Origin of the sequence: Arthrobacter sp. NPDC058097 (assembly GCF_042884885.1) — a bacterium.
GTDB lineage: Bacteria > Actinomycetota > Actinomycetes > Actinomycetales > Micrococcaceae > Arthrobacter.
This window is the reverse complement of record NZ_JBHVSZ010000001.1, coordinates 73640-85880: the sequence shown is the minus strand read 5'-3', so window position 1 is coordinate 85880 and position 12241 is coordinate 73640. Positions and strand designations below refer to the sequence as shown.

Sequence of the window (12241 nt, the reverse complement as noted above, 5' to 3'; positions counted from 1 at the left end):
CCTCACGGCACTGACACCGGCAGAAGCACCAGGAACGCCTTACCCTGCCGGGGGAAGGTCGCGGGTGGCCGGGCCCTCCAGCACCTGGCCGTCACTGCCGAACCGGGAGCCGTGCAGCGGGCAGTCCCACGACTTCTCGTTGTCGTTCCAGTGCAGGATTCCGCCCAGGTGCGTGCAGACCGCGGACAGGCTGCACGTCGTGCCATCGACAGTGGAGGTGGCCACGGGCTTCCGTCCGCGCACCGTCACTGTGCCCGTGCCCTCGGCCGGAGCCGCGCCGTCCGACGGCGGCAGTTGCCGCAGTCTGCCCCAGTCCTTCGCCAGTGTGGCGGCCACGCCCGCGTTGAGGGTGACGGCCGAGGCGGCGCCCGGAGGCGACGTCACGCGGCGGTGGATGGTGTTGGCCCACGGCAGCTGGCCGCCGAGGATGTCGGCCGCGATGCCCAGGGAGGCCGCCACCGCGTTGGTCATGCCCCACTTGTTGTAGCCGGTTGCGAAGAGGATGCGTCCGCGGCCGCGGGGGAGCTTGCCGAAGAACGGCATGAGGTTGGTGGCCTGGTAATCCTGTGCCGACCACGTGTGCGTGACAGTGGCTCCGGGGAAATGCTGCTGCGCCCATGACAGGACGTTCTCCAGGTGCGCCTGCTCCGAACGCGCCTTGCCCACCGGGTGCCCGTTGCCGCCCACCAGCAGCAAATTCCGGCCGTCCGCCGGGTAGTCCCGGATGGACCGCACGGGCTTTTCCACGGAAATGTACATGCCTTCCGGGGGCGTCGCGTTTCCTGCGAGCTCCAGGGCCGCGGCGTAGGAGCGGTTCGGCTTGAGCTTGGCAAAGTAGAGGCCGCGGTTCAGGATGGGGCTGCCGGTGGCCAGCACCACGGAGTCAGCCTGGACCGATCCGCGGTCAGTGTGGACTGTCGACGGCCCCGCCCCGGTGACGTTCCGTACCCGGACCCCGGTGACGATGCGGCCGCCATGGCTCCGGACATCCTCCGCCAGCGCCGTCAGCACATCCATGGGGTTGATCTGGGCCTGCCCCCGAAGCCGTACCGCTCCCCGGATGGGAAACGGCAGCCCCGCATCGCGCACGTAGTCCACTTCCAGGTCGGCGGCGAGGGCAGCCGTAAGCTCCCCGCGCACTGCCTCAGTGCCCTGCTGCGTGGCGGCATAGGTGTAGGCGTCGCGCAGCTGGAACGGCACCCTGCGCTCCTCCATGTACCGCAGCAGCCACGCCTGCCCCTCCCGGTTGCCGGACACATAGGCGTCCACCACCTTCTGGGGGTACTGCTGCCGGAGGGCGGAAAGCACGGTACCCTGCAGCAGGGTGACTTTGGCGGTGGTGTTGCCGGTGGCCACGGCCCCCAGCCCGCGTGCCTCCATGACAAGGACGTCCTGTCCCGAGCGGGCCAACAGCAGGGCCGTGGTCAGGCCGGTCAGGCCCGCACCAACCACCACGGTGGCGAAGGACTCACCGGGGGTGAACGGGTCGCCGGTGAAGGTGTCGGTACGGTCCAACCAGAGCGACGTCACGTGTCTCAACCTGCCTTTGGCCTGCGTCTTTGCCGCGGGGCGCTCCCGCGGCAGGCCCGGCACTGCCGGCCAGGACCCCGACGTAACCGTAAGTGTACTTACGAAGCCGGGGCCCGAACAGGCTTGGAGCGAGGCAGGTTGCTCGGGGCAAGCTTTGCGCTAGCGGGCCTGGAATGCGCCGATGGTCAGGAGCTGGATGGACGCGTTGCTGCAGGCATCCGACGGACGGGCCACGAACAGCGACGCCGTGTCCTCCGGCGGGTAGATCCGGAATCCGGCGGCAGCCGTCTTGGTGCAGTCCGGGTAGTTGCCCGCCTGCGTGTAGCGGAGCACCGCGGTGCCTGACTTCCCGGGAGCCAGCAGGACGTCCTGGACGGCGACCGAGGTGTCGCGCTGGGCCGGGGCGCCGATCGGCTGGCCGTTGGGTCCGGTGGTCAGGGACACACCCGCGAACCCCTTCAGGTGGCAGGCCGCCTTGCCGCTGTTGGTGAGGATCAGCTCCATGTAGACGCTGCCGGCGGCACCGCCGCCTGTGGCGTCCGTGGTGGCCTTCAGTCCTGAGGCCTTGCATAGCTGGGCGCCGGCGGCGGTGGACTGCGGCGCCGCTGAGGTCGACGTCGGCGAAGCCGGCTGTGACTGGGAAGGCGAAGCGGAGGACGACGGCGGGGCCGGCGTTTCGGGGGCCGCCTGCGTAGTGGGGGTGGTTGAACCGGGTACCGGTTCGGTTGTCCCCTGGGTGGCGGGCTGGCTTGGTCCGCAGGCGGTGAGCAGCAGCGCCAGTGCGGCAGCCGCCGTCGTGCCCATTAGTCCGTTGTTGATTCGCTGAGGCCTCATGGCTCTAACATTGCGGGCGTTCCTGCCGTAGTCAACGAAGGCGCGGCGGAGACCCCGATTTGATGCCCGGATTGTGACATCGGGGTCGGGGAGATTCTCCGTTCGGTCAAAAACAGTCCCACCGACATTGATGCAACGATAAACCAATTTCGTGACGCAGAATTGGCCAATTGGCGGGGAAAAGTTGCGTTGATCTGCAGTTTTCGGTGTGCCAAAATGATCTTGGTCTCACTTGTCCACACCTTGTAGGAAATCGAAAAGCAGGCAAGGAATTACTGCTCGTAGCCTGGCAGCGGTCCATCATCACTCCCGCCGCCGGAAGTGTCCTCCAGCAAGGGGGATGCGCAGGGTTGAGGGGAGACAGCTCGGCACTCGTCCGCGGCAACGCCGCCACGGACGTACCTGAAGAGGCGCATCAGTCATTGGTTTGCGGCAACGCCGCCGAAGCCAATAACGATGGGGGCTGAGGTTATGACCGGTTGGCTTGTCCGCTGGAGTCTTAAGTTTCGATTGATTGTTCTAGCCGCTGCTGCCGGCATTCTGGGGTTCGGATTAACCACCCTGCCGTCCATGCCAGTGGATAATTTGCCAGAATTTTCTCCGCCGCATGTGGAGATCCAAACCGAGGCGCTGGGCCTGTCCGCCGTGGAGGTCGAACAGCTTATTACCTCGCCCATGGAGGCCGACCTGCTGAACGGGGTCGCGTGGCTCGACGAAATCCGTTCGAAGTCAGTTCCGGGCCTCTCCTCGATTGAGATGGTTTTTGAGCCCGGCACCGATATTCTCCGCGCCCGGCAGCTCGTTGCAGAGCGGCTGACGCAGGCTTTCGCGCTGCCCAACGTGTCATCTCCGCCGGTACTGATGCAGCCGCTCTCTTCGACGAGCCGCGTCATGATGGTGCAGATGACCTCCCAGGACGTGTCGCCGATCGATATGTCCGTCCTGGCCCGCTGGGACGTCAAGCCGGCGCTGATGGGTGTCCCGGGCGTGGCAAACGTCTCCATCTACGGCCAGCGTGAACAGCAGCTGCAGGTGCAGGTGGACCCCAAGCAGCTCCGCGCGAAGAACGTCACCCTTAACCAGGTGGTCGAGACTGCCGGCAACGCTGTGTGGGTGTCCCCGCTGAGCTTCCTGGAAGCATCAACCCCGGGCACGGGCGGCTTCCTCGAGTCCGCCAACCAGCGCATCGGCATCCAGCACGTGCTTCCGATCCGAACACCGGCAGACCTTGGCAAGGTCAGCGTCGAAGGCGCCACCGACAAGTCGCTGACGCTGGCTGACGTCACCACCCTGAGTGAGGACCACCAGCCGCTGATCGGCGATGCCGTCACCGGCAAGACGCCCGGCCTGCTGCTGGTCATCGAGAAGTTCCCGGACACCAGCGTCGCTGACGTGACGCAGGGTGTCGAGGCGGTACTGGACGGCCTGCGTCCGGGCCTTTCCGGCATCACGGTGGACTCCACGGTGTTCCGCCCTGCCTCATTCGTTGAATCCGCCGTCGGCAGCCTGGGCCTTGCCCTGCTGGTAAGCCTCATGGTGGTCACCGCGGCGATCGGCATCGCATACCGCTCCTGGCGGTACGCCGTGCTGGCCCTCGTCTCCATTTCAGTGGCGGCCATGGCTGCGGCGCTGGTGCTGCAGTTCCAGGGTGCAGTCCTGAACGTCATGGCATTCGCCGGCCTGGTCCTTGCCCTGCTTGTTGTGATCGGCGATGTCATCACCGACTTGCACAGCTTCCGGCGGGAATCGGCCGATGACCGCGTTTCGCGCGAGGCCCTGCTTGCCCACGGGCTGCAGCGGTCCCGCGTTCCTGTCCTGTTCGCCGGACTGACCGCGCTGCTTGCCCTGGCCCCGGCGCTGTTCGTGCCGGGCGTGGAGGGTGCGTTCCTGAAGCCCCTGGTGCTGTCCTACCTGTTGGCCACCGCCGTGGCAATGCTGGTCGCGCTGACAGTCACGCCCGCACTCGCGAGCCTGCTGCTGCGGGGTCACCGGCGTCCCCGGCGCAGCCTTTCGGTGGTCCGCAAAGTGCGGCTCGGGTACGAGCGTTCGGCGCGGGCCTTCACCGGAACGGTGGCCACGGTGTTCGCCCTTACGGCGGCGGCAATGGCCATCGCAGCACTTGCCATCGTCCCTGCAGCCACGAAGGATCTTCCGGTTGTGGCCGCTGTTCCGGACCGGACTCTCCTCGTGGAATGGGAAGCGGCGGCAAGCACCGGGACCGACGTGATGAACAGGGTCATGACCAACGCCAGCGAAGAGCTCGGCGGCATCCGCGGAGTCTCCTCCGTGGGCGGCCACGTGGGGCGTGCCATTACCTCCGATACTTCCTCCGACGTCAACGCCGGCGAACTCTGGGTGACCATGGAGGACGGCGTCAACGTCAGCAGGGTGCGCTCTGAAGTGCGGGAGATTGTTGAGGGCTACCCGGGCCTTTCGGCCAAGGTCACCACCTACCCGGAGCAGCAGGTTGCTGCTGCCAGCGCGATCGACAACCGGCAGTTCAGGGTCCGCGTTTTCGGTGTGGACCTGGACATCCTCCGCCAGAAGGCAGACGAAATCCGCGGAATCCTGTCGCGTACAAACGGCGTGGTTGATCCGCAGGTGGATGTCACGGTAGACCAGCCTGTTGCGGAAATTGAGGTTGACCTTGCCAAGGCGCAGAAGCAGGGCATCAAGCCCGGTGATGTCAGGCGGGCGGCCGCCACCGTCCTGCAGGGCATCGAGGTGGGATACCTCTTCGAGCAGCAGAAGGTCTTCCAGGTGATCGTCAAGGGTACGGAATCCACCCGGAACAGCCTGAGCAGCGTTACCGACATGATGGTCGACAAGCCCGAAGGCGGGCAGGTCCGGCTGGGTGACGTGGCCAAGGTTACGCTCCGGCCGAACCAGACGGTGATCCACCATGACGACACCTCCAGGCGCATAGATGTCGTGGCCAACATTCAGGGCCGCAACCTGGGTGATGTCACCCGGGATGTCCAGGCCGCCATCAAGGGAATGCAGTTCCCGGTGGAGTACCACGCTGATATCCCGCCGCAGTACGCCGAAAAGGAGGCCGCCGGTGCTTTTATCTGGTGGCTCGCCCTCGCGGCGGCCGCCGGCATCCTGGTCCTGCTGCTGACGGTCCTGGGCAACTGGCGACTCGCCGGGCTGGTCTTCCTGCTGCTGCCGGTTGCACTGTCCGGCGGCATCCTCGCCGCCGACCTGGGCGGCGGTTTCGGCTCCGTCTACGTGCTGGTGGCCCTGGCGGCGGTGCTCGCCCTGGCTATCCGGGACGTGGTCATGCTGATGGGAACGTACCAGACCCTGCAGTCCCGCGCCCCGTCGGATTCGCCGGCTCATCTCATGCGGCAGGCGGCCGGGGAGCGGCTTCTTCCAACTGTGCTAACCACCGTGATCACTGGGCTGGCACTGGTGCCGCTGGTGCTGCTCGGCGGCCCGGTCGGCGGGGGCATGATCCTTCCGCTGGCACTGGTTGTGTGGGGCGGGCTTATCACCTCTGCCCTGCTGACCCTCTTTATTCTGCCGATCCTCTTCCTCCGCATTGGTCCGCGCTCCAACACGGACTGGGGGAGCTCATTGGTGATTAACAACGGACCGGTTCTGGCAGAGAGGTCGGAATTGTCATGAAAAGCAATAGTGGTTTTGGGGTCTGGCGTCCTGTTCTCGTGCTGGCCTGCGCAGCGGCGGTGGGACTCTCCGGATGCGCGACGGTGAAAACGACGGCGGCGCCCGCCGGGCAGGCAGCATCCACCATGGAGAAGGCCGGTCCGGACCTGAACCGGCTGACCCTGACGGACAAGGCAGTGGAAAGGCTGGGCATCACCACGGTCAAGGTGACCAAGGGAGAAGGCAGCCCGCTGCAGGTGCCCTACGGTGCCCTGGTCTACGACGCCAACGGCAAGACCTGGGTTTACACCAATCCCGAGCCGCGGACCTACATACGGGCCGCGGTGACGGTGGACAAGATCGCCGACAACAAGGTGCAGCTCCGGTCCGGTCCGCCGGCAGGAACCGATGTTGTCACCGTAGGTGCCGCGGAGCTGTTCGGCGCCGAATTCGGCACAAAGGGTCACTGACATGCGCCGGATTGTCGGGTTCAGCCTGAAATTCCGCGCCTTGGTGGTGGCCATCGCGGTGGCAATGATGGCGTTCGGCGGCGTCCAGCTCAGCACGGCCTCTGTGGACGTCTTTCCCGAATTTGCGCCGCCGAAGGTGGAGATTCAGACCATCTGCATCGGCCTGACCGCTGCCGAGGTGGAGCAGTTGGTTTCCGTTCCGCTCGAAGACGCACTCAACGGCGTCGAGAGTCTGGATGAGATCCGCTCCAAGTCCGTGGAACAGCTCTCCTCGATCGTGCTGATTTTCGCCCCGGGCGCGGACCTGCTCAAGGCCCGCCAGCTGGTCTCGGAGCGGATCGCCACCGTCATTCCGTCGCTGCCCACCTGGGCGGCGCCGCCGGTGATCCTGCAGCCGCTGTCGTCCACCAGCCGGGTCATGAAGATCGGGCTGACGTCGGACCAGCGCTCGCTGATGGAAATGTCCATGATCACGTACTGGAAGATCCGTGCCCACTTGCTGCGGGTCCCCGGCGTGGCCAACGTGGCCATCTGGGGCGAGCGCCTGCAGATGCTGCAGGTGCAGGCGATTCCGGACAAGCTGAAGGCCAACGATGTCAGCCTGAACCAGGTCATGGAGGTCACCGCCAACGCCCTCGACGCCGGCCTGCTGCAGTATTCGCCGGGTTCCGTCATCGGCACCGGCGGCCACATTGAGACGCCCAACCAGCGGCTCAGCATCCAGCACGTGCTGCCGATCACCACGCCGAAGGACCTCGCACAGATCACCATCGAGGAGAAGAACGGGAAGCCGCTCCGCCTCGGTGATGTGGCCAACGTCGTGGAAGACCACCAGCCGCTCATTGGCGACGCCGTGATCAACCAGGGCCAAGGCCTGATGCTCATCGTCGAGAAACTTCCCTGGGGCAACACCCTGGAAGTCACCAGGGGCGTGGAAGCTGCACTGCAGCAGATGGAGCCGGGACTCACCGGCATCACCGTTGATACGGAGATCTTCCGGCCGGCAACATTCATCGAGGAGTCCCTGGACAACCTCAGCCGCGCACTGATGCTGGGCTGCATCCTCGTGGTGCTGGTGCTGGGCGCGTTCCTCTTCCAGTGGCGCACGGCGCTGATCAGCCTGATCGCCATCCCGCTGTCGCTGGTGACGGCGGCGTCGGTCCTCTACCTCACAGGAGCATCGGTTAACACCATGGTCCTGGCGGGGCTGGTGATTGCCGTCGGGGTGGTGGTGGATGATGCGATCATCGACATCGAGAACATCATCCGAAGACTCCGGCAGCACCGGGCTGAAGGCGGCACAAGATCCACGGCATCGGTGGTCCTGGAGGCCTCACTGGAGGTCCGTGGGCCGATCGTTTATGCCACCCTGATCATCATCGCCGCGGCGGTGCCGATCTTCTTCCTCCAGGGACTGACCGGGGCCTTCTTCAGACCGCTGGCCATCTCCTACACCCTGGCGGTGCTGGCGTCGATGCTCGTGGCGCTGACCGTTACCCCCGCGCTGGCCCTGATCTTTATGCGGAAAGTCCCGCTGAAGGAACAGGAGCCGCCGCTGGTGAGGGTGCTCAAGCGGGGTTACCGCGCAGTCCTGGGCCGGATGGTGAGGCGGCCCGTGGCGGGGTACGCGACCTTCGGCGCCATGGCGGCCATCGGTGCCATCACGGCACCGCTGCTCGGGCAGTCGCTGCTGCCTGACTTCAAGGAGCGCGACTTCCTGATGCACTGGCTGACCCAGCCGGGCACGTCGGTTACGGAGGAGTACCGCGTCAGCCAGAAGGCCTGCGAGGAACTTCTGACGATCCCCGGTGTCCGGAACTGCGGCTCGCACATCGGGCAGGCCTTCAACGCGGACGAGGTCGTGGGTGTGTACTTCGGTGAGAACTGGATCAGCATCGACCCCGCAGTCGACTACGACAAGACGCTGAAGTCAATCCACGAAGTGGTGGACGGCTATCCCGGCATTGTCCGGGACGTCCAGACCTACCTGAAGGAGAGGATCCGTGAGGTTCTCACCGGAGCCAGCAACGCCGTCGTCGTCCGGCTTTACGGGGACGATCTGGCGCTCCTGCGCTCCAAGGCGGCGGAAATCCACTCCATCTTCGACGCCACCGAAGGGGCCATTGACGTCCAGACGGCGCTGCAGAAGGACATTCCGCAGGTCAACATCGAAGTCGATCTGGCCAAGGCCCAGAGCTACGGGCTGAAGCCGGGCGACGTGCGCCGGGCCGCGGCAACCATGGTGGCCGGCGAGGAAGTCGGCGACGTCTACCGGGGCGGCAAGGCCTACGACGTCCAGGTCTGGAGCCCGCCGGAGGTCCGTTCCGATATCAGCAGCATCAGGAACCTGCCGATCGATACACCCAGCGGGCAGAAAATCCTGCTGTCCGATGTGGCGAGTGTCCAGGTCAAGCCGACCCCGAACGTCATCCAGCGCGATGCGCACTCCCGGCGCATCGACATCCAGGCCAACGTGAAGGAAGGCACCCTGGCCTCGGTGGTTGCGGCCATGGAGGAAGGGCTCAAGAAAGTGGAGCTGCCTCCGGGATTCCGTATCCAGATCCTGGGTGAGTTCCAGGAGCGCCAGGCGGCGACCAACACCCTGCTGACACTCGCCATCGGGGCGCTGGCCGTGATCTACCTGCTCCTGCAGGTGGCCTTCGGAAGCTGGCGGCTGGCCACGCTGGTGATCCTCACCCTCCCGATTGCGCTGGTGGGCGGGGTGTTCGCCGCCTTCATGGGCGGAGGTGTCCTGTCGCTGGGGTCCATTGTGGGCTTCCTGACGGTCATGGGCATCGCGGCCCGGAACGGCATCCTGCTCATCAACCACTGCCAGCACCTGGAGAAGTACGAGGGTGAAAAGTTCGGTCCGGAACTGGTGCTGCGGGGCGCCGGGGAACGCCTCTCGCCGATCCTTATGACCACTTTGGCCACGGGGCTTGCCCTGGTGCCGCTGGTGGTCCTGGGCAACATCCCCGGGCATGAGATTGAACATCCCATGGCCCTGGTGATCCTCGGCGGGCTGGTCACGTCCACCCTGCTCAACCTGTTCGTGGTCCCGTCGCTGTACCTTCGGTTCGCCAAGCCGAAGGCCCAGCGGCACCAGGCACCGCCGGAGCCCGTCCTGGCTAACGCCTAGCCGCGAGCCTGCTGGTCCATCCGCCGCCCACGCCCCGCCACCCGCGGAACGTGGGCGGCGGTGGTGCGGGGACGGAATGCGTCCCGGTTCCCGCCCGCCGGCGCCGCAGCTCCAGCGCCAGGCTCTCCTGGCCGCGGGCCATCGCCCAGCGGTGGTTGGCGGAGAAGCCGGGTTTCAGCAGCCAGCTGAGCCGCCTGAGCAGCGGCTTCGTGGCGCTGACGCGCCAGTCGTAGGTGATCACGACCTCCGGGCCGTCCTGCTCGAACGTCCAGCGGCCGGTCCCGTCCAGGTCCCCCGTGGCGCGGATCGCGAAGCCCGTGCTGGTGATGGGTTCCGTGACGGTCAGGGTCCAGCGGAGCGTGTAGGGGAGCCAGCCCTTGGTGTGCAGCCTGGCCATGCGCCCGACGCCGTTCTCTTTGCCGGGATGAATGGGGTCCACCCGGAGGTACACGGACGGCCACCACCGGGCCAGCCCGACGGGGTCGCCCAGGATCTGCGCGACGTCGTCCGCGGTTCCGGCCACGCGCCAGACCGTGAAGAAGGTGTAGTCCGTGCTCCTGGTGCCCTTGGCGTTCATCTGTGCCTCCTGCCGCTCCTGCCCGCTCCCGCCGGCGAAAAGATCTGCAACCATTCAAGCGCGTGACGCCCGTCCGCCATAGACTGCAGGCGTAAGTCACCACCCCCAAATTGAGGAGTAGCGATGAACTACAGCGGAAGCCAGTATGAGAAGGCCGTGACGGCGGGGGACCTTGACCGCAGCCACGTCGGCCAGACGGTCAGCTTTCAGCCGAACGACTTCACCGTGGTGTTCGGCAGGATCGCCGGAATCGCCCGGACCGACGCCCAGGTGTATCTGACCCTGGACGGCGTCGGCGGCGGCACGCACCTGAAGGATGAATACGACCTGCCCGTTGCGCACGAGGTGTTTGTGCAGCTGGACCCGCTCAGCACCGCGGGGAAGACCATCTCGGACGCTGAGCGGGTCATCAAGGAGAAGCTGGACGAGATCAAGAAGAACCTCCTCGACCGCGAGCAGAAGTCCGGCTCCGGGTCCGGTACGGAATAACAGCCGCGGCGTAAGAGCGCCGGTTTTGCCGGCCCATACAGCGAAGAACCCCGCTGCACCGGAGTGCAGCGGGGTTCTTCTAGGCAACCGCTCCGCATATGGGGGAACACGGAGCGCTCCTGTCCAAACTAATGGAAAGCTTGCTTAGGTCTCAAATCGGCGCAACTTTTTCGCCCTTTTTTGCTCATCGAACAGCGGGGATGCCCGCTTTTTCGGTTTGTGATTCCTGCAGCTCCGCTTCGGCGGGGTATCCATCGGGCCGTTCAGTCACGCTGGCCCCGTTGAATGCGGCGAGCATGGCATCGCGATCGAACTGGCCTTCCCATTTCGACACCACGAACGTGGCAACGCAGTTGCCCAGCAGGTTGACCACTACACGCATCGAGTCCATCAGCCGGTCGGCGCCCAGCAGCAGCGCGACGCCCGCAACGGGGAAGATGCCTAGCGCCCCGGCCGTTGCCGAGAGGGCAAGAAAAGCAGATCCGGGAACGCCTGCCATGCCCTTGGAGGTCAGCATAAGAATGCCTAAGGCTGCCAGTTGCTGCCCCAGGTCAAGGCTGTGGCCGAATGCCTGGGCGAGGAACAGCAGTGAAATGGACAAGTACAGCGCTGCACCGTCGAGGTTGAAGGAGTAGCCCGTTGGCACCACCAGTCCCGTGGTTGCGCGGGAGCAGCCCGCATTTGTCAGTTTGGCCATGATGCGCGGAAGCACTGATTCTGTGGAGGCGGTCCCGAGTGCAAGAAGAAACTCCTCGCGGGAGTACTTGATGAACTGCCACAAAGGGACCCGTGGGTAGACCCACGCCACGATGAACAGGAGGCCGATGAAAACAAGCGCGGACCCGTAGCAGGCGGCAATCAGGAGGGCGTAAGTGCTCAAGGAGCTGAGCCCATACTGTCCGATGATGAAGGCCATCGCACCGAACGCCCCAACCGGGGCAACCCGCATCACCCAAGTCATGATCTTGAAGAACAGTTCGAGGGTGGTGTCCATCAGATCAATGACGGGTTTGCACTTTTCCCGGCCGACCACCACGATGGCTGCCCCGAAGAATACGGAGAAGCACAACACCTGAAGCAGCGTGTTGGACGCAAAAGCTCCAACCACGCTCGTGGGGATGATTCCGAGAAGGAATTGTCCCGCGTCCTTGGGCGGTGCCGTGGCGGTCTTCGCGCTGAGGGCCTCCTGGGAAAGGCTGGCGGGGTCGATGTTGAGGCCGGCTCCTGGCTGAACAACATTGGCCACAACCAGCCCGAACGCCAATGCGAAGAGTGTGGCCGCGGTGAAGTAAACCAGCGCTTTGACGCCCACCCGGCCCACTGCCTTCACATCGCCTACAGCCGATATTCCGGTGACGATCACCAGGAAGATGAGCGGAGCAATGATCATCTTGATGAGTTGGATAAAACCGTCACCGAGCGGCCGCAGGGCGGAGCCTGCACTGGGCCAGAAGTAGCCGATGGCAATTCCGAGCACGACAGCAACCAGGATTTGCACGAACAAAGACTTGTGCAGGTGCATGCTTGGAGCGGGGAGTGCAGCTGGGGATACAGGTGACGGGATCTTCATGTGGCGCCTTACTGTGCGAGGCC

General features: G+C 65.2%; 8 protein-coding genes. 4 read left to right on the top strand and 4 right to left on the bottom strand.

The window, feature by feature from the left end:
- Positions 1–39: 39 nt before the first annotated feature.
- Both ACFVTE_RS00405 and ACFVTE_RS00400 read right to left on the bottom strand, forming a co-directional pair.
- Positions 40–1530 carry an FAD-dependent oxidoreductase gene (locus ACFVTE_RS00405; RefSeq protein WP_387095315.1) on the bottom strand — a complete coding sequence of 497 codons (1491 nt, stop codon included), beginning with the start codon at positions 1528–1530 and terminating at the stop codon, positions 40–42.
- Positions 1531–1689: 159 nt separating this feature from the next.
- Positions 1690–2364 carry a DUF4232 domain-containing protein gene (locus ACFVTE_RS00400; protein WP_387095312.1) on the bottom strand — a complete coding sequence of 225 codons (675 nt, stop codon included), beginning with the start codon at positions 2362–2364 and terminating at the stop codon, positions 1690–1692.
- 456 nt (positions 2365–2820) lie between these two features.
- Here ACFVTE_RS00400 and ACFVTE_RS00395 point away from each other — a divergent pair, with 456 nt between their 5' ends.
- From ACFVTE_RS00395 to ACFVTE_RS00385, 3 genes are read left to right on the top strand one after another with little or no spacing between them, the layout of a single operon-like run.
- Positions 2821–5994: an efflux RND transporter permease subunit gene (locus ACFVTE_RS00395; RefSeq protein WP_387095309.1), complete on the top strand. Its 3174-nt coding sequence runs from the start codon at positions 2821–2823 to the stop codon at positions 5992–5994.
- Complete coding sequence (locus ACFVTE_RS00390) at positions 5991–6443, top strand: hypothetical protein (RefSeq protein ID WP_387095305.1); 453 nt, start codon at positions 5991–5993, stop codon at positions 6441–6443. The genes ACFVTE_RS00395 and ACFVTE_RS00390 overlap by 4 nt, the downstream gene beginning before the upstream one ends.
- 1 nt (position 6444) lies before the next feature.
- Positions 6445–9582 (top strand): efflux RND transporter permease subunit, encoded by a 3138-nt coding sequence (locus ACFVTE_RS00385; protein ID WP_387095302.1) that lies wholly within the window; start codon positions 6445–6447, stop codon positions 9580–9582.
- Here the strand turns inward: ACFVTE_RS00385 and ACFVTE_RS00380 are convergent.
- Positions 9572–10159 carry an SRPBCC family protein gene (locus ACFVTE_RS00380; protein ID WP_387097082.1) on the bottom strand — a complete coding sequence of 196 codons (588 nt, stop codon included), beginning with the start codon at positions 10157–10159 and terminating at the stop codon, positions 9572–9574. The two genes, ACFVTE_RS00385 and ACFVTE_RS00380, sit on opposite strands and share 11 nt — an antisense overlap.
- Positions 10160–10282: 123 nt before the next feature.
- On the opposite strand from ACFVTE_RS00380, the gene ACFVTE_RS00375 reads away from it, so the two are divergent.
- Positions 10283–10648, top strand: coding sequence for a hypothetical protein (locus tag ACFVTE_RS00375; RefSeq protein WP_387095300.1), 366 nt, complete (start codon positions 10283–10285; stop codon positions 10646–10648).
- 184 nt (positions 10649–10832) lie between these two features.
- On the opposite strand, the gene ACFVTE_RS00370 is transcribed toward ACFVTE_RS00375, so the two are convergent.
- Entirely contained in the window at positions 10833–12218 is a 1386-nt protein-coding gene (locus ACFVTE_RS00370) for a cation:dicarboxylate symporter family transporter (RefSeq protein ID WP_387097080.1), read from the bottom strand.
- Between the last annotated feature and the right edge of the window lie 23 nt (positions 12219–12241).

Bases quoted from the DNA above. Each gene is read 5' to 3' on its own strand.
- ACFVTE_RS00400 (WP_387095312.1), bottom strand. From the start codon at position 2,364: ATGAGGCCTCAGCGAATCAACAACGGACTAATGGGCACGACGGCGGCT.
- ACFVTE_RS00395 (WP_387095309.1), top strand. From the start codon at position 2,821: ATGGGGGCTGAGGTTATGACCGGTTGGCTTGTCCGCTGGAGTCTTAAG.
- ACFVTE_RS00390 (WP_387095305.1), top strand. From the start codon at position 5,991: ATGAAAAGCAATAGTGGTTTTGGGGTCTGGCGTCCTGTTCTCGTGCTG.
- ACFVTE_RS00385 (WP_387095302.1), top strand. From the start codon at position 6,445: ATGCGCCGGATTGTCGGGTTCAGCCTGAAATTCCGCGCCTTGGTGGTG.
- ACFVTE_RS00380 (WP_387097082.1), bottom strand. From the start codon at position 10,159: ATGAACGCCAAGGGCACCAGGAGCACGGACTACACCTTCTTCACGGTC.
- ACFVTE_RS00375 (WP_387095300.1), top strand. From the start codon at position 10,283: ATGAACTACAGCGGAAGCCAGTATGAGAAGGCCGTGACGGCGGGGGAC.
- ACFVTE_RS00370 (WP_387097080.1), bottom strand. From the start codon at position 12,218: ATGAAGATCCCGTCACCTGTATCCCCAGCTGCACTCCCCGCTCCAAGC.